15 protein-coding genes are annotated in these 18,223 nt (G+C 52.9%); 3 read left to right on the top strand and 12 right to left on the bottom strand.

From position 1 onward, the window contains the following. Positions 1-7: 7 nt before the first annotated feature. Together serA and rpiA are read right to left on the bottom strand one after the other, a co-directional pair. Complete coding sequence (serA, locus tag ACHHZ6_RS21270; protein ID WP_182272568.1) at positions 8-1,240, bottom strand: phosphoglycerate dehydrogenase; 1,233 nt, start codon at positions 1,238-1,240, stop codon at positions 8-10. Between the two features lie 265 nt (positions 1,241-1,505). After that, on the bottom strand, positions 1,506-2,165 hold the full coding sequence (gene rpiA / locus ACHHZ6_RS21265; RefSeq protein ID WP_047347933.1) for a ribose-5-phosphate isomerase RpiA: 660 nt from the start codon (positions 2,163-2,165) through the stop codon (positions 1,506-1,508). 126 nt (positions 2,166-2,291) lie between these two features. Here rpiA and argP point away from each other — a divergent pair, with 126 nt between their 5' ends. Beyond that, positions 2,292-3,185: a DNA-binding transcriptional regulator ArgP gene (gene argP, locus ACHHZ6_RS21260; protein ID WP_008499727.1), complete on the top strand. Its 894-nt coding sequence runs from the start codon at positions 2,292-2,294 to the stop codon at positions 3,183-3,185. Positions 3,186-3,227: 42 nt separating this feature from the next. Here the strand turns inward: argP and ACHHZ6_RS21255 are convergent, their stop codons facing one another. The 7 genes from ACHHZ6_RS21255 to tkt form a co-directional block, all read right to left on the bottom strand. Then, a complete protein-coding gene (locus ACHHZ6_RS21255; RefSeq protein ID WP_182272570.1) occupies positions 3,228-3,959 on the bottom strand; it encodes an oxidative stress defense protein in 732 nt (243 codons plus the stop codon). A gap of 92 nt (positions 3,960-4,051) precedes the next feature. Next, on the bottom strand, positions 4,052-4,687 hold the full coding sequence (argO, locus tag ACHHZ6_RS21250) for an arginine exporter ArgO (RefSeq protein ID WP_395122976.1): 636 nt from the start codon (positions 4,685-4,687) through the stop codon (positions 4,052-4,054). 146 nt (positions 4,688-4,833) lie between these two features. Continuing rightward, positions 4,834-5,688 carry a small-conductance mechanosensitive channel MscS gene (gene mscS / locus ACHHZ6_RS21245; protein WP_196390453.1) on the bottom strand — a complete coding sequence of 285 codons (855 nt, stop codon included), beginning with the start codon at positions 5,686-5,688 and terminating at the stop codon, positions 4,834-4,836. Positions 5,689-5,874: 186 nt separating this feature from the next. Next, positions 5,875-6,954, bottom strand: coding sequence for a class II fructose-bisphosphate aldolase (gene fbaA / locus ACHHZ6_RS21240; protein WP_182272573.1), 1,080 nt, complete (start codon positions 6,952-6,954; stop codon positions 5,875-5,877). A 92-nt stretch (positions 6,955-7,046) separates the two neighbouring features. Beyond that, the gene (pgk, locus tag ACHHZ6_RS21235; RefSeq protein WP_134348805.1) at positions 7,047-8,210 is read right to left on the bottom strand and encodes a phosphoglycerate kinase; all 1,164 of its coding nucleotides are present in this window, start codon (positions 8,208-8,210) and stop codon (positions 7,047-7,049) included. Between the two features lie 49 nt (positions 8,211-8,259). After that, positions 8,260-9,279 carry an erythrose-4-phosphate dehydrogenase gene (gene epd, locus ACHHZ6_RS21230; protein ID WP_395122975.1) on the bottom strand — a complete coding sequence of 340 codons (1,020 nt, stop codon included), beginning with the start codon at positions 9,277-9,279 and terminating at the stop codon, positions 8,260-8,262. 387 nt (positions 9,280-9,666) lie between these two features. After that, the gene (tkt, locus tag ACHHZ6_RS21225; RefSeq protein ID WP_182272575.1) at positions 9,667-11,658 is read right to left on the bottom strand and encodes a transketolase; all 1,992 of its coding nucleotides are present in this window, start codon (positions 11,656-11,658) and stop codon (positions 9,667-9,669) included. A 272-nt stretch (positions 11,659-11,930) separates the two neighbouring features. Between tkt and ACHHZ6_RS21220 the strand changes: the two genes are divergently transcribed. After that, a complete protein-coding gene (locus ACHHZ6_RS21220; RefSeq protein WP_182918916.1) occupies positions 11,931-12,689 on the top strand; it encodes a M48 family metallopeptidase in 759 nt (252 codons plus the stop codon). Positions 12,690-12,765: 76 nt separating this feature from the next. Here the strand turns inward: ACHHZ6_RS21220 and speB are convergent, their stop codons facing one another. The 3 genes from speB to yqgB form a co-directional block, all read right to left on the bottom strand. Next, positions 12,766-13,686 (bottom strand): agmatinase, encoded by a 921-nt coding sequence (gene speB, locus ACHHZ6_RS21215; protein ID WP_104950152.1) that lies wholly within the window; start codon positions 13,684-13,686, stop codon positions 12,766-12,768. Positions 13,687-13,898: 212 nt separating this feature from the next. After that, positions 13,899-15,875 (bottom strand): biosynthetic arginine decarboxylase, encoded by a 1,977-nt coding sequence (gene speA / locus ACHHZ6_RS21210; RefSeq protein ID WP_182272577.1) that lies wholly within the window; start codon positions 15,873-15,875, stop codon positions 13,899-13,901. A gap of 8 nt (positions 15,876-15,883) precedes the next feature. Continuing rightward, complete coding sequence (gene yqgB / locus ACHHZ6_RS21205; protein ID WP_182272578.1) at positions 15,884-16,015, bottom strand: acid stress response protein YqgB; 132 nt, start codon at positions 16,013-16,015, stop codon at positions 15,884-15,886. A 662-nt stretch (positions 16,016-16,677) separates the two neighbouring features. Between yqgB and metK the strand changes: the two genes are divergently transcribed. Then, positions 16,678-17,832 (top strand): methionine adenosyltransferase, encoded by a 1,155-nt coding sequence (metK, locus tag ACHHZ6_RS21200; protein WP_182272580.1) that lies wholly within the window; start codon positions 16,678-16,680, stop codon positions 17,830-17,832. Positions 17,833-18,223: the final 391 nt, after the last annotated feature.

Here is an 18,223-nt window from a genome sequence, read left to right as displayed (position 1 = left end):
AATCATCTCAATAAAGCAGACGCGCGCGAATCGTCCCCGGAAGCGCCTTCATACTCAGCAGCGCTTTCTCGGCAACGTCGTCATCCGCTTCAATATCAATAACCACGTACCCCATCTGAGAGTTCGTTTGCAGGTACTGCGCGGCAATGTTCACGCCCTGCTCAGCAAAGATTTTGTTGATGGCGGTCAGCACGCCCGGGCGGTTTTCGTGAATATGCAACAGACGACGACCACCGTGCAGCGGCAGAGACACTTCCGGGAAGTTCACCGCAGAAAGTGTAGAACCGTTGTCGGAATATTTGCTCAGTTTACCCGCAACTTCCAGACCGATGTTCTCCTGCGCTTCCTGCGTTGAACCACCGATGTGTGGCGTCAGGATCACGTTGTCAAACTCGCACAGCGGAGAGTTAAACGGATCGCTGTTGGTTGCCGGCTCAGTCGGGAATACGTCAATGGCCGCACCTGCCAGATGTTTACGCTTCAGCGCATCACACAGCGCCGGGATGTCAACAACCGTACCGCGTGCCGCGTTGATCAGCAGTGAACCCGGCTTCATCAGCGCCAGCTCTCCCGCTCCCATCATGTTTTTGGTGGACGCATTTTCCGGAACGTGCAGGCTGACAACGTCACTCATGTTCAGCAGGTCGGACAAATGTTGAACCTGAGTCGCGTTACCCAGCGGTAGCTTGCTTTCAATGTCGTAGAAGAAAACATGCATACCCAGCGATTCAGCCAGAATACCCAGCTGTGTACCAATGTGGCCGTAACCGATGATACCCAGTTTTTTGCCACGCGCTTCAAAGGAACCTGAAGCCAGTTTGTTCCACACACCGCGGTGCGCTTTGGCGTTCGCCTCGGGAATACCGCGCAGCAGCAGCAGCAGTTCGCCAATCACTAACTCCGCCACGGAACGGGTGTTGGAGAACGGGGCGTTAAAGACAGGAATACCGCGTTTTGCCGCTGCACTCAGGTCTACCTGGTTGGTGCCGATGCAGAAACAGCCAATAGCAACCAACTTTTCCGCCGCAGCAATAACATCTTCAGTCAGGTGAGTACGGGATCGCAGGCCAATGAAGTGGGCATCACGGATGGACGCTTTCAGCTCTTCTGTGTCCAGCGCGCCTTTGTGAAATTCGATGTTGGTGTAACCTGCCGCACGAAGGTTATCGAGTGCTTTCTGATGCACGCCTTCTACAAGCAGGAATTTAATCTTGTCTTTCTCCAGTGATACCTTTGCCATTTACCCGACCCTGTTTTTGTCTGAACTGATGTTGTGCTGGATTTAAATCCGCTGTAGTCAACATATCAAAAAAAACTATTGCAGCAATATGAACGTTTGCGTCGGCTCCCTGAAGAAAAGTCATACAGAGCAAAATGACAGAGGAAAATGCTACGGAATTTTACGAATACGGCAGGATCGGCAAAAGAGGCACAAAAATGTGACACAAGTCACCGAATTTAGCTTTTCAAAAATTTTTTAGCGGGGGGAGTCTCCCCCCGTCAGATCATTTTACGATGGTTTTCACGCCGTCAGCCGTGCCGATCAGCGCCACATCCGCGCCACGGTTGGCAAATAGCCCTACGGTCACTACGCCCGGAATGCCGTTGATGGCATTTTCCAGCGCGATAGCGTCCAGAATTTCCAGACCGTGAACGTCGAGGATCACGTTACCATTGTCGGTCACAACACCCTGGCGGTATTCCGGACGACCACCCAGTTTCACCAGTTCACGTGCGACGGCACTACGTGCCATTGGGATCACTTCGACCGGCAGCGGGAAGTTACCCAGAATATCCACCTGCTTGGACGCATCGGCAATACAGATAAATTTGTCTGCAACGGAGGCGATGATCTTTTCACGCGTCAGCGCTGCGCCACCGCCCTTGATCATCTGCATATGGCCGTTGATTTCATCCGCACCATCAACGTAAATCCCCAGACGGTCCACTTCGTTCAGGTCGAAAACGGTAATGCCGAGGCTTTTCAGCTTTTCCGTGGACGCATCAGAGCTGGAAACCGCGCCCTCGATTTGCCCCTTCATCGTGCCCAGCGCATCGATAAAGTGTGCCGCCGTCGATCCGGTGCCAACACCGACAATGGTACCGGGTTGCACGTACTGGAGAGCGGCCCATCCTACTGCTTTTTTCAGTTCATCCTGCGTCATGATCGTTTGCCTGTGGTATGAAAACTTAGGGCGCATTATAGAACACGTCAGGTGGAATTCGTCTGCCACAAAAGGAAAATTGTGTCATAGTGCAGAATAAGCAAAATTCAGGAGCCAGCTATAGCAATGAAACGTCCGGACTACAGAACACTACAGGCACTTGATGCTGTTATTCGTGAACGCGGTTTTGAGCGCGCAGCGCAGAAGTTGTGCATTACTCAGTCCGCCGTGTCACAGCGTATCAAGCAGCTTGAAAACATGTTCGGGCAACCACTGCTGGTGCGTACCGTGCCACCACGTCCCACAGAGCAAGGACAAAAACTGCTTGCCCTGCTGCGTCAGGTTGAACTGCTGGAAGACGAGTGGCTGGGTGATGAACAGACAGGTTCCACGCCGCTGTTGCTGTCGCTGGCGGTGAACGCCGACAGTCTGGCAACCTGGCTGCTACCCGCGCTTGCGCCGGTGCTTGCCGACTCCCCTATCCGCCTGAATCTGCAGGTTGAAGATGAAACGCGTACCCAGGAGCGCCTGCGTCGTGGTGAAGTAGTCGGGGCGGTGAGTATCCAGCCTCAGGCACTGCCAAGTTGCCTGGTGGATCAGCTGGGCGCGCTGGATTATCTGTTTGTCGGTTCAAAAGCCTTTGCTGAGCGTTATTTCCCGAATGGCGTTACCCGCGCCGCGCTGCTTAAGGCCCCAGCCGTCGCATTCGACCATCTGGATGATATGCATCAGGCTTTCCTGCAGCAAAACTTCGACCTGCCGCCAGGCAGCGTACCGTGTCATATCGTGAACTCATCCGAAGCCTTTGTGCAGCTTGCCCGTCAGGGAACCACCTGCTGCATGATCCCGCATCTGCAGATTGAAAAAGAGTTGAAAAGCGGTGAGCTGATTGACCTGACGCCGGGATTATATCAGCGCCGGATGCTCTACTGGCACCGTTTTGCACCGGAAAGCCGTATGATGCGCAACGTCACCGACGCACTGCTGGCTTACGGGCATAAGGTGTTGAGACAGGATTAAAAAATAAGCCGGGTGAAGGCAACGCCTTACCCGGCCTACAGGTTACTGAGCGGGTTTCTGCTCTGCTGCAGCAGGCTCCAGCTGGAACACGACATCAACCTGATCGTCAAACTGGATCGTCGGCTGCTCATAGGTTTCCTGAGCGGAAACTGGCGCAGCATCGGCCTTCATCATACGAACCATCGGGCCTGGCTGATAATTGGAGACGTGATAGCGCACGCTATACACCGGGCCAAGCTTACTGTTAAAGCCGGAAGCCAGTTGCTGCGCCTGATGGACTGCATCATTAATCGCCGCTTTACGTGCTTCGTCTTTGTATTTCTCCGGTTGCGCAACGCCCAGTGAAACGGAACGAATTTCGTTCAGTCCCGCTTTCAGCGCGCCATCCAGCAGCGAATTCAGCTTATCAAGCTGGCGCACAGTCACTTCGACGGTACGCACGGCACGGTAACCTTTCAGGATACTTTTGCCGTTCTGGTAGTCATAATCCGGCTGGGTACGCAGGTTGGCAGAATTGATATCTTTTTTAACGACACCATTCTGTTCCAGGAAAGAGAGATATTGCGCAACACGATCGTCAGCCTGCTTCTTGGCTGAAGCAGCATCTTTTGCAGACACATTCACTTCAATTGCCAGGGTCGCGACATCCGGTACCGCATCCACGCTCGCCGTGCCTGAAGTGACAATGTGCGGACCGGCAGGCAACTCATTCGCCTGTACCGACACCGCACCTAAACTCACTAATGCCGCCAGGGCCATCACTTTAAACTTCACTGTCATTCCTCCATGTTGCGAAGAGTGCCCCATAAACAGAGCACATGCCAGCAAGCTTAGCGGGTCTTGCTCAGTTGTCCATAAGACAACACTTAGTTGAGTAATCCCTGAACGTGATGAACGCCCTCTTTCGCCAGTTGAAAAGCGATAAACCACATCACTATTCCCACCAGCGTATTGATGATGCGTTGTGCTTTGGCGGTGCGCAAACGCGGTGCCAGCCACGCCGCCAGCATGGCAAGACCAAAGAACCAAAGGAATGACGCGCTAACCGTACCCAGCGCGAACCAGCGCTTCGGTTCAACATCCAGTTGTCCACCCAGGCTACCCAGCACCACAAAAGTATCGAGATAAACATGCGGATTAAGCCAGGTAACCGCCAGCATGGTGACGATAATCTTCCAGCGCCCCTGCTTCATCACTTCCGCACTTGCCAGTTCAAGATTGCTGCTCAGTGCCGTTTTCAATGCGCCAAAGCCGTACCACAACAGGAATGCCACCCCACCCCAGGTGACCAGCGTCAGTAGCCACGGAGACTGCATCAGTAAAGCACTGCCGCCAAATATCCCGGCGCAAATCAGAAGCAAATCACTGACCGCGCACAGTAGCGCAATCATCAGGTGATACTGGCGGCGAATACCCTGGTTCATCACAAACGCATTCTGCGGGCCGAGGGGCAGGATCATGGCCGCGCCTAACGCAAGACCTTGAAAATAATAAGATAACATGACGAGATTCTCACAGAGTTGTCCTGGGAGCTGACTATACTGCGAGAGTGACATTAGAGGAAATTGATAATATTAATCGGGGATTAGTCACGCTAATAAAAAAGCCCGGTGGCGTTAGCGCTTACCGGGCCTACGGCGAAAGAGGATTACTCGGTCTCTTTCACCTTTTTGACGTTCACATCCATCTGTGGATACGGGAAGCTGATGCCGTTAGCATCGAACTCACGTTTGATGCGTTCCAGCACGTCCCAGTAAACGTTTTGCAGATCGCTGCTTTTGCTCCAGATACGCACCACAAAGTTAATGGATGACGCGCCCAGTTCGTTCAGACGGACGATCTGCTCTTTATCTTTCAGAATGCGATCGTCAGAAGCGATGATACCCGCGATAAGCGATTTTACCTGATCGATGTCGGAGTCGTATGCCACGCTGATAATCAGCTCATTACGGCGCGCTGGCTCGCGGGAAAAATTGATAATGTTACCCGCGATAATTTTCCCGTTCGGCACTACCACAATACGGCCATCGACAGTACGCAAGGTCGTTGAGAAAATCTGCACCTGCAGTACAGTTCCGGCAATGCCCCCCAGATCAACATACTCACCTGAGCGGAACGGACGGAAGGTGACCAGCAGCACACCTGCCGCCAGGTTCGAGAGCGAACCCTGCAGCGCCAGACCAATAGCCAGACCGGCTGCACCGAGCACCGCGATCACCGATGCGGTCTGTACACCTACACGTCCCAGTGCGGCAATCAAGGTAAAGGCGACGATGCCATAGCGCACCAGCGCAGAAAGGAAGTCCGCAACCGTGGCATCGATATGACGTGCCAGCATCACCCGGTTAACGGTATTCGATATGATTCGCGCCGCGATCATCCCGATAATGATGATGGCAATAGCCGCAACGATGTTTACGGCATAACTCAGCAATAATTCCTGGTTGCGCTCAAGCCAGGTACCGGCGTTATTGATGCTGTCAACGACATCAAACTGTTCCATTTACTCTTCCTTTTGATAAACCCAAACACAAAAATCCATCCCCCGTGGAAACAGGCAGATCCGTAAAGGGTAAACAAAAAGCGCAGATATTGCCAAACAGATCACAAAACGGTGATGGGCAGGCTGTTGAAAAGCCAAAAAAAAAGGCCCGCATTTGCGGGCCTCCGATGCTGTTAGCAGCTCAAATTACAGAACGTCGATCGCGTTCAGTTCTTTGAATGCCTGCTCCAGACGCGTCACCATAGAGGTCTGTGCTGCACGCAGCCATACGCGTGGATCGTAGTATTTCTTGTTCGGCTGGTCTTCGCCTTTCGGGTTGCCCAGCTGACCCTGCAGGTAAGCTTCGTTGGTTTTGTAGTATTGCAGGATACCGTCCCAGGTTGCCCATTGGGTGTCGGTATCGATGTTCATTTTCACTACGCCGTAGCTTACGGAGTCTTTGATTTCCTGAGCAGAAGAACCGGAACCGCCGTGGAAGACGAAGTTCAGGCTATTGTGCGGCAGGTTGTGTTTCTTAGAAACATATTCCTGAGAATCACGCAGGATGGTTGGGGTCAGAACAACGTTACCTGGTTTGTAAACGCCGTGTACGTTACCGAAGGACGCTGCAATGGTGAAGCGTGGGCTGATTTTGCTCAGCTCGGTGAACGCGTAATCAACGTCTTCTGGCTGGGTGTACAGTGCAGAAGCGTCCATGTGGCTGTTGTCCACGCCGTCTTCTTCACCACCGGTGCAACCCAGTTCGATTTCCAGGGTCATGTCCATTTTGGACATACGCGCCAGGTATTTGGAGCAGATTTCGATGTTTTCGTGCAGAGACTCTTCAGACAGGTCGATCATGTGAGAAGAGAACAGTGGCTTACCGGTAGCCGCGAAGTGTTTTTCACCTGCGTCCAGCAGACCGTCGATCCACGGCAGCAGTTTCTTCGCGCAGTGGTCAGTGTGCAGAATGACAGGAACACCGTAGTGTTCAGCCATCTGGTGTACATGGTGCGCACCAGAGATAGCACCCAGGATTGCAGCACCCTGAGGAACGTCAGTTTTCACGCCTTTACCTGCGATGAACGCAGCGCCGCCGTTAGAGAACTGTACGATAACCGGCGCTTTAACTTTTGCAGCGGTTTCCAGTACGGCGTTAATGGAGTCAGTACCCACGCAGTTAACTGCTGGCAGAGCAAAGTTGTTTTCTTTAGCTACCTGGAACACTTTCTGTACGTCATCACCAGTGATCACGCCAGGTTTTACGAAATCAAAAATTTTAGACATGTTGCTTAGTCCTGTATCTTCGGCCGTTAGAAAAGGTGCGAGCTCTTAAAAGCGCGCTGAAAATTGGGCAGGTTTCCCTGCCCTTGAATGGCTTACTTCTTAGCGCGCTCTTCGAGCATTGCTACTGCTGGCAGCACTTTGCCTTCCACGAATTCGAGGAACGCGCCACCACCAGTGGAGATGTAGGAAATCTTGTCAGCGATACCGAACAGGTCGATAGCTGCCAGAGTGTCGCCGCCACCTGCGATAGAGAACGCTTCGCTGTCTGCGATAGCGTTAGCAACGATTTCAGTACCTTTGCGGAAGTTCGGGAATTCGAACACGCCAACAGGGCCGTTCCACAGGATAGTTTTTGCGTTTTTCAGGATTTCAGCCAGTTTCTGTGCAGAAACGTCGCCCAGGTCCAGGATCTGCTCTTCATCTTTGATGTCGTTTACAGATTTCAGGGTCGCGGTCGCCGTTTCGGAGAACTCAGTTGCTACGCGAACGTCAGTTGGAACCGGGATATCGCAGGTCGTCAGCAGACGTTTAGCTTCGTCAACCAGGTCTGCTTCGTACAGAGATTTACCCACGTTGTGGCCTTGAGCAGCAACGAAGGTGTTCGCAATACCACCGCCAACGATCAGCTGGTCAGCGATTTTGGACAGGGAATCCAGAACAGTCAGTTTGGTAGACACTTTAGAACCGCCAACGATAGCAACCATTGGACGAGCAGGTTCTTTCAGTGCTTTACCCAGCGCTTCCAGTTCGTCAGCCAGCAGAGGACCAGCACACGCTACGTCTGCGAATTTACCGATACCGTGGGTAGATGCCTGCGCACGGTGAGCAGTACCGAATGCATCCATTACGAATACGTCGCACAGTGCAGCATATTTTTTGGACAGCGCTTCGTCGTCTTTCTTTTCGCCTTTGTTAAAGCGAACGTTTTCCAGAACAACCAGTTCACCGGCAGCAACTTCAACGCCGTCCAGGTAATCTTTAACCAGACGAACCGGGTTGGACAGTTTGTCTTTCAGGTAATTAACAACTGGCAGCAGAGAGAACTCTTCGTTGTACTCGCCTTCAGTTGGACGACCCAGGTGGGAGGTTACCATCACTTTTGCACCCTGCTTCAGGGCCAGCTCGATGGTTGGCAGAGATGCACGAATACGCGCGTCGCTGGTCACTTTGCCATCTTTAACCGGTACGTTCAGGTCGGCACGGATGAAAACGCGTTTACCTGCCAGATCCAGATCGGTCATCTTAATTACAGACATGGTGAATCCTCTCGTTGATTCTTAAAGTTTTGCAGACGCACGATGCGTCTTACCTGAAACCTTGAGCGGCCATTGCTAACGTGGTGTCGAGCATTCGGTTAGCAAAGCCCCATTCGTTATCGCACCAGACCAGCGTCTTGATAAGGTGTGAACCACTGACGCGCGTTTGTGTACCATCAACGATGGCACTGTGCGGGTCGTGGTTAAAATCTACTGAGACCAACGGTAATTCCGTATAGTCAACTATACCATGAAATGTACCCTGTGCCGCTTTTTGCAGCAACAGGTTGACTTCACAGGCTTTTACCGGTTTTTTCACCGTGACGCTGAGGTCGATTGCCGTAACGTTGATAGTCGGTACACGTACAGCAATCGCTTCAAAACGGTCGTTAAACTGCGGGAAAATACGGGTGATCCCTGCAGCAAGCTTTGTATCAACCGGAATGATTGACTGACTCGCCGCACGCGTGCGGCGTAGATCCGGATGATAGGCATCGATCACCTGCTGATCGTGCATGGCTGAGTGGATCGTGGTCACGGTGCCGGATTCAATGCCATACGCATCGTCTAACAGTTTAATGACCGGAATAATGCAGTTGGTGGTGCAGGAAGCATTGGAAACAATGCGATGTTCGGCTTTCAGCTCATGCTGGTTCACGCCAAAGACGACGGTGGCGTCGAGGTCGTTACTGCCGGGATGGGAGAACAGGATTTTTTTCGCACCTGCCGCCAGATGCGCTTCACCGTGTTCGCGGCTGCCGTACACACCGGTACAGTCAAGCACCACATCCACCCCCAGTTCACGCCACGGCAACCCGGCAATGCTTCTCTCGTGCAGCACGCGAATGGCATCATCACCGACAAACAGCTGATCCCCTTCCTGGCGAACATCCCAGGCAAAGCGCCCGTGGCTGGTGTCATATTTCAACAAATGCGCCATGCCCTCAGCATCAGCCAGTTCATTGATTGCCACCACGGTCATTTCCGCACGACGCCCGGATTCATATAAAGCACGAACCACGTTACGCCCGATGCGACCGAAGCCATTAATCGCTACGCGTACGGTCATAGATCTCCTGCAAAGCTATCCCTGAATTTGAGGTGGCTGAAAGAGTAATCCAGCTACGCCCGAAGGGGAATCCTTGCCTGTCACAAACTGCGACTGATTGGTCAATTGTCGAACATTTAATCGACTGAAACGCTTCAGCTAGAATAAGCGAATCAGGGAATAAAAGGAATGTCTGTCCAGAGCAATAAGACAGCTATATGACTTGCGTCACATTTTCAATGGAATAATTTACAGCGGCGTTACAAGGATCAGGAATAGCAGATACAAAAAAACCGGGTGGCGTGGTGAAAGCAAAACGGTAACCCCAGGGTTACCGTTTTTAGTGTTAGCACCCTCTCCCGTGGGAGAGGGCCGGGGTGAGGGCACCAGCCCGCACCCAACTAGCAATTACAGCAGTTCTTTCGCTTTCGCGACAACGTTCTCAACGGTGAAGCCGAACTCTTCGAACAGCAGTTCTGCCGGAGCAGATTCACCGAAGGTGGTCATACCGACGATAGCGCCGTTCAGACCTACGTATTTGAACCAGTAGTCTGCAATACCTGCTTCCACTGCAACGCGTGCAGAGACAGCTTTCGGCAGTACGGATTCACGGTATGCTGCATCCTGCTTGTCGAATGCATCGGTAGACGGCATGGAAACCACGCGCGCTTTAACGCCTTCGGCAGACAGTTTGTCCCATGCCGCAACAGCCAGCTCAACCTCAGAACCGGTTGCAATGAAGATAAGCTCAGGCTGACCCGCGCAATCTTTCAGTACGTAACCACCGCGAGCGATGTTCGCCAGCTGCTCTGCAGTACGCTCCTGCTGTGCCAGGTTCTGACGGGAGAGGATCAGCGCGGTCGGGCCGTCCTGACGCTCAACACCGTATTTCCACGCTACCGCGGATTCAACCTGGTCACATGGACGCCATGTGCTCATGTTCGGGGTCACACGCAGAGATGCGACCTGCTCTACCGGCTGGTGAGTTGGGCCATCTTCACCCAGACCGATAGAGTCGTGGGTGTAGACCATCACCTGACGCTGTTTCATCAGCGCAGCCATACGCACGGCGTTACGTGCATACTCGACGAACATCAGGAAGGTAGAGGTGTACGGCAGGAAACCACCGTGCAGGGAGATACCGTTCGCGATAGCAGTCATACCGAATTCACGTACACCGTAATGGATGTAGTTACCGGCGGTATCTTCGTTGATCGCTTTAGAACCAGACCACAGGGTCAGGTTGGATGGTGCGAGGTCCGCAGAGCCACCCAGGAATTCTGGAAGCAGTGGACCGAACGCTTCGATAGCGTTCTGAGATGCTTTACGGCTGGCAATTTTAGATGGGTTCGCCTGCAGTTTAGCGATGAATTCGTTCGCTTTCGCGTCGAAATCAGATGGCATATCACCTTTCATACGACGGGTGAATTCAGCTGCTTCCTGTGGGAAGGCTTTCGCATAGGCAGCGAACTTCTCGTTCCAGGCCGCTTCTTTAACCTGACCTGCTTCTTTTGCATCCCACTGCGCGTAGATGTCAGATGGGATTTCGAACGCAGGGTGTTTCCAGCCCAGTGCTTCACGAGTCAGTGCAATTTCCGCGTCACCCAGTGGTGCACCGTGGGAATCGTGCGTACCCGCTTTGTTCGGAGAACCGAAGCCGATGATGGTTTTGCACATCAGCAGGGACGGTTTGTCCGTCACGGCGCGTGCTTCTTCTACTGCGCGTTTAATCGAGTCAGCATCGTGGCCATCAACACCACGCACAACGTGCCAGCCGTAGGCTTCGAAACGTTTAGCGGTGTCATCAGTGAACCAACCTTCAACATGACCGTCGATGGAGATACCGTTATCGTCATAGAACGCAACCAGTTTACCCAGCTTCAGGGTACCTGCCAGGGAGCACACTTCGTGAGAAATGCCTTCCATCATGCAGCCGTCGCCCATGAACGCGTAAGTGAAGTGGTCAACAATATCGTGGCCAGGACGGTTGAACTGCGCCGCCATGGTCTTCTCGGCAATCGCCATACCCACTGCGTTAGCAATACCCTGACCCAGTGGGCCGGTGGTCGTTTCTACGCCAGCGGTGTAACCCACTTCCGGGTGACCTGGAGTTTTGGAGTGCAGCTGACGGAAGTTTTTCAGCTCTTCAATTGGCAGATCATAGCCAGTGAGGTGCAACAGGCTGTAGATCAGCATAGAGCCGTGGCCGTTAGACAGGACGAAACGGTCGCGGTCAGCCCATGCCGGGTTCTGCGGGTTGTGGTTCAGGAAATCACGCCACAAGACTTCGGCAATATCAGCCATACCCATAGGGGCTCCCGGGTGGCCGGATTTGGCTTTCTGTACTGCGTCCATGCTCAGCGCACGAATAGCATTAGCAAGCTCTTTACGTGAGGACATTTTAACTCCAGATCGGACTGTTAAAGGCCATGCCCTTGACGACAGCGCGTTTTGGGCTACGCCGGAAAAAAGTGCCAACAATGTAACCCAAGCAGCAAGGCATGTACATGGAGCATTCTTTTGCAGCTTAAGAAATCTCTGGATCATGCTCGCATGTTGCGCAATCTGCTCGCCCGGCCATGTTGATATTCCTTATACTTAGCCAGCCCCCGGCTTCGCTGGCGGTATACTTTTAAGATTTTATTCAGATTAACGAGTACGGAAGCAACATCATGAAAATGCGTGCAATAGTGCTGGCCCTGGGTACAACGCTCCTGCTGAGCGGCTGTCAGAATATGGACTCTAACGGTCTGATGACCTCAGGCGCAGAAGCTTTTCAGGCGTATTCCCTGAGCGACGCACAGGTTAAAGCGCTGAGCGACCAGTCCTGTAAAGATATGGATGGAAAAGCCACCATTGCCCCGGACAATAGTACCTACACGCAGCGTCTGAATAAGATTGCGTCCGCTCTGGGCGATAACATCAACGGACAGCCGGTAAACTATAAGGTCTACATGGCGAAGGATGTGAACGCCTTCGCGATGGCAAACGGCTGCATCCGTGTGTATAGCGGGCTGATGGACATGATGAACGACAACGAAGTCGAAGCGGTGATCGGCCATGAAATGGGCCACGTTGCACTGGGCCACGTGAAGAAAGGAATGCAGGTTGCGCTGGGCACTAACGCGATCCGCGCGGCGGCCGCCTCTGCTGGTGGGATCGTAGGCAGCCTTTCCCAGTCTCAGCTTGGCGACGTCGGTGAAAAACTGGTCAACTCCCAGTTCTCCCAACGCCAGGAATCTGAAGCGGATGACTACTCTTACGATTTGTTGCGCAAACGCGGGATTAACCCATCAGGTTTAGCCACCAGCTTCGAGAAACTGGCAAAGCAGGAAGCAGGACGCCAAAGCTCCATGTTTGACGACCACCCAGCCTCAGAAGAGCGTGCGCAACATATTCGCGATCGCATGGCCGCTGACGGAATCAAATAATGTAAAAGGAGGCATATTTGCCTCCTTTTTTATAGACGAAAGTCGGGTGGCGGCTTCGCCCTACCCGGCTGACAACTTACTCGCCTTTTTTCGCGGCCTGGAGGTAAAGCATTTCCAGCCCCAGAGTAGCCGCTGCCAGCGCCGTGATCTCTGACTGATCATAAGCCGGAGCCACTTCCACCACATCCATACCAACGATGTTCAGATCTTTCAGACCACGAACCAGTTTGATGGCGCGATCGGACGTCAGGCCGCCGATCACAGGAGTTCCGGTACCCGGTGCAAACGCCGGATCCAGGCAGTCAATGTCGAAGGTCAGGTACACAGGCATATCACCGACGATCTGCTTAACCTGAGCCAGAATATCGTCCACGCCGCGATCGTTCACCTGGCCTGCATCCAGTACGGTAAAACCGTTGTCTTTGTCGAATTCTGTACGGATACCAATCTGTACTGAATGGTTTGGATCGATCAGGCCTTCGTTCGGTGCGGTAAAGAACATCGTACCGTGGTCAAATTCACAGCCGTTCGCGTAAGTGTCGGTATGCGCATCAAAGTGTACCAACGCCATTTTACCGAAGTGTTTGGCGTGGGCGCGCAACAGCGGCAGAGTGACAAAGTGGTCACCACCGAAAGAGAGCATACGCTTACCTGCTGCCAGCAGTTTCTCGGCATGGGCCTGCAGTTTTTCGCTCATGTCACGCGCATCACCAAACGCGTAAACCAGGTCACCACAGTCCACTACGTTCAGACGTTCACGCATGTCGAAGTTCCACGGGAAGCGGTTATGCTCCCAGGCCAGGTTAGTCGACACCTGGCGGATCGCTGCCGGGCCATGACGGCCACCGGCACGGCCGGAGGTTGCCATGTCAAACGGAACACCAGTGATCACCCAGTCAGCATTGCTGTCGTATGGCTGGAAGTTCATCGGGAGACGTAAAAAACCAAACGCGTTAGATACCAGAGAGTTATCGTACTGATGACCTAAAGTGCTCATGTCCTGACCTCTTTTAAAGTCGATACATTAAAAACAGATGAAAAAAAATCCCCTCCGCGTCGTTAAACCCGACGAGGAAGGGATTGATTCGTAAATCGCTAATTGGGACGAATTATCGCCGTTAATTCATACGGGTTCAAGTGAGTATAGGGGATTGTGCGGTCTTTGCCCCTCACCCTAACCCTCTCCCCAGAGGGGAGAGGGAAAAGGAATTACTCATCTTCCAGGTAGGTGTAACCGTACAGACCCGCTTCAAACTCTTCCAGGAACTGCTGCTGCAGGGCATCGTCCAGACCGGTGTTTTTCACCTGGTCGCGGAACTGGGTCAGAAGAGTTTTCGGATCCAGCTGCACGTATTCCAGCATGTCTGCCACGGTGTCCCCTTCGTCGGACAACTCCACTTCCACGCTGCCGTCAGGGAAGACAAACACATCAACCGCTTCGGTATCCCCGAACAGGTTGTGCATGTTACCGAGGATCTCCTGGTACGCGCCGACCATAAAGAAGCCCAACATTGGCGGGTTCTCCGGGTCATATTCCGGCATTGGCATGGTCGTTGCGATGCCGTCACCATCAACGTAGTGGTCGATAGCACCGTCGGAGTCACAGGTGATGTCCAGCAACACCGCACGACGTTCCGGAGCATGGTTCAACCCTTCCAGCGGCAGTACCGGGAACAGCTGGTCGATACCCCAGGCATCCGGCATCGACTGGAACAGCGAGAAGTTGACGTAAATCTTATCCGCCATACGTTCCTGCAGCTCGTCGATAATCGGACGGTGTGCCCGGTTGCTCGGGTCGAGCTGCTTCTGCACTTCATGGCACATGTTCAGATAAAGCTGCTCTGCCCACGCGCGCTCCTGCAGGCTGAAGGTACCTGAGGAATAACCGACGTGAATGTCATGCAGATCCATCTGGCTGTCATGCAGCCATTCGCGCAGAGAACGACGCGTACCCGGCTCGTGCATCTCCTGCCAGGTTTCCCACATGCTTTGCAGCGCGCGCGGGGCATCGTCTGCCGGAGGTGTGGCTGCGGTATTTTCGCTACGCTCAACGCCGATGATGTTAGAAACCAGCACGGTATGGTGCGCGGTCACCGCGCGACCGGATTCAGTGATCACCGTTGGGTGCGGCAGGCCGTTTTCTTCACAGGCATCACCAATCGCCCAGATGATGTTATTGGCATACTCGTTCAGGCCGTAGTTGACGGAGCAGTCAGACTGCGAGCGCGTGCCTTCATAGTCCACGCCCAGGCCACCGCCCACGTCGAAGCACTGAATGTTGACACCCAGCTTGTGCAGCTCAACGTAGAAACGGGCCGACTCACGCACGCCAGTAGCGATATCGCGAATATTGGCCATCTGTGAACCGAGGTGGAAGTGCAGCAACTGAATGCTGTCCAGACGACCACGCTCACGCAGAATTTCTACCAGTTGCAGCACCTGGTTTGCCGCGAGGCCGAATTTAGATTTTTCGCCACCGGAGGACTGCCATTTACCGGAACCCTGCGACGCCAGACGCGCACGCACACCGAGGCGCGGTACCACGTTCAGACGCTCGGCCTCTTCCAGCACGATAGCAATCTCGGTCATCTTCTCGATAACCAGATAGACCTTGTGGCCCATCTTCTCGCCAATCAGCGCCAGACGAATGTATTCACGGTCTTTATAACCGTTACAGACGATCACTGACCGGGTCATGCCCGCGTGCGCCAGAACGGCCATCAGTTCCGCTTTCGAACCTGCTTCCAGGCCCAGCGGTTCGCCGGAGTGGATCAGGGATTCAATCACGCGGCGGTGCTGGTTCACCTTGATAGGGTAAACCAGGAAATAGTCACCTTTATAACCGTAAGATTCACGTGCGCGTTTGAACGCGGCGTTAATCGAACGCAGGCGGTGTTGCAGGATCTGCGGGAAGCAGAAAAGTGCAGGTAAACGCTGGCCCTGCGCTTCGCGTGCTTTCACCAGCCTGGCGAGATCCACGCGCGCTTCAGGAACGTCTGGATCCGGGCAAACACTGATGTGGCCCAGTTCGTTGACGTCGTAGTAGTTATTGCCCCACCAGGCAATATTGTAAGTGCGCAGCATCTTGCTGGCTTCCTGGGAGTTCATCGCAACCTCCTGCATAGAACGTAGTACACCCTGTTCGCCTGCTGACGAAGGCGAAACCGAAGACATGTCGTCAGACATAGCGAACCTCAACTCTTTGTATTAAGTGTAAAACAGTTGACTACTATCGCAGCGTTACACGGCGATAACAACCCATAAACGGCCCTGTCTCCCAGCAGAGTATGCTGAAATTCAGACCGTGCGACCGGTTTCTTATTCATATCATTGTAAAACACGTATCCGAACTCTGTATGACAAGGTTCGGCGAAACCACGAGAAAACTCTTGTATTAACAAGAGCGCCCTTGTTCAGTTTTCACAAGGCGTGACCAGCCCTGGGATCCTGAGAAGCGCCGAGATGGGTATAACATCGGCAGGTTTGCAGACTAGATTTGCGGGTTGCGGGAATCAAATACGCGCCAGAACGGCTGCGCTGAATTAGCGGAAAACGATGGTTCATTATCTCGTATCACCTCCACGGCCGCTCCTGCTGAAACGGACCACAAGCCAAAGCTAATAGTTCACTGCTTAACCCGGCTGGAAGTGGCGACACGATGAGTTCATCGAGCGCTTTTTTATATGAGCCGCGCGCCGCGTTTTATACCGAGAAGGTAGCCAAAATGCAAAAGATAAATGCGCGCGTTGCCAGCGCCGTCAGGAAAAATTTCCACCAGAGAATTCAACGCAGTGAGAGGTTAGTCAAAAAAAACTGGAAATAGGGCGAAGAAGTGACCTAAAATAGCCATCCAGATGTTAATCCATCCATACCGATTAACACTCAGACTGCCAGTGTCAAAAAGCAACCGGCCTTGGTAGAATACTCTCCTTTGGCTATTCCACACAGCAGTTCGAGCTAACCAAATTCTCCTTAGGTGAAATAAAACATGGCAAAACACCTGTTTACGTCCGAGTCCGTATCAGAAGGACATCCTGATAAAATTGCTGACCAAATCTCCGATGCGGTGCTGGATGCGATCCTGACCCAGGATCCAAAAGCGCGCGTAGCGTGTGAAACCTATGTCAAAACCGGCATGGTTCTGGTTGGCGGTGAAATCACCACCAGCGCATGGGTTGATATCGAAGAGATCACCCGTAACACGGTTCGTGAGATCGGTTATGTACATTCTGATATGGGCTTTGATGCCAACTCTTGCGCCGTACTGAGCGCAATTGGCAAACAGTCTCCGGACATCAACCAGGGCGTTGACCGTGCCGATCCACTGGAACAGGGTGCGGGCGACCAGGGCCTGATGTTCGGCTATGCAACCAATGAAACCGACGTGCTGATGCCAGCACCTGTCACCTACGCGCACCGTCTGATGCAGCGTCAGGCCGAAGTACGTAAAAATGGCACCCTGCCGTGGCTGCGTCCGGATGCCAAAAGCCAGGTGACCTTCCAGTACGACGAAGGCAAAATCGCCGGCATTGATGCCGTGGTTCTGTCCACTCAGCATTCTGAAGAGATTGATCAGAAATCCCTGCAGGAAGCCGTGATGGAAGAGATCATCAAACCGGTTCTGCCAGCAGAGTGGCTGAGTGCGTCCACCAAATACTTCATCAACCCAACCGGACGCTTTGTTATCGGCGGGCCAATGGGTGACTGCGGTCTGACCGGTCGTAAAATCATCGTTGATACCTACGGCGGCATGGCACGTCACGGTGGTGGTGCATTCTCCGGTAAAGATCCGTCTAAAGTTGACCGTTCTGCTGCGTATGCTGCACGCTATGTTGCGAAAAACATCGTTGCTGCGGGTCTGGCTGACCGTTGTGAGATCCAGGTTTCTTACGCCATCGGCGTGGCTGAACCGACTTCCATCATGGTTGAAACTTTCGGTACTGAAAAAGTGCCTTCCGAGCAGCTGACTCTGCTGGTACGTGAGTTCTTCGACCTGCGCCCATATGGCCTGATTCAGATGCTGGATCTGCTGCACCCAATCTACAAAGAAACCGCTGCATACGGTCACTTTGGTCGTGAACATTTCCCGTGGGAAAAAACCGACAAAGCCGCTCAGTTGCGTGAAGCTGCCGGTCTGAAATAACCGACTGCCATCTGCATTTGAAAAGGCCAGCCTTAGCGCTGGCCTTTTGCATTTTTGCGCGCAGCGCTGCTTCGCTTGCGCAAACCTGCGGGTTCTGCCGTTTTGTAGGCCTGGTCAGGTGTAGCCGCCACCCGGCAAAATGCATGACCTCAATTGAAACCGATTACACCATAATAAATAAGCATCTACTTCATCTCCTCCCCCTTCAGCAACGCCATCTCACCCATCGTTACATTTAATTTGAGTTAAGTCTGAAATAAGCTCAAGAGGGATGCGTGTAAGCTTTTTTATCTCTATATTTTCAATATGTTAATTTCATTTACATCAACACATCAATGTAACCGATTACACTAATGTGATTTGCATCTCATATTTTTACGGTTCACTCACC

The organism is Enterobacter cloacae complex sp. 2024EL-00214 (genome assembly GCF_043945575.1).
Lineage (GTDB): Bacteria > Pseudomonadota > Gammaproteobacteria > Enterobacterales > Enterobacteriaceae > Enterobacter > Enterobacter cloacae_P.
The sequence above is the reverse complement of the archived record's forward strand: the minus strand, read 5'-3'. Positions and strand labels throughout refer to the sequence as shown.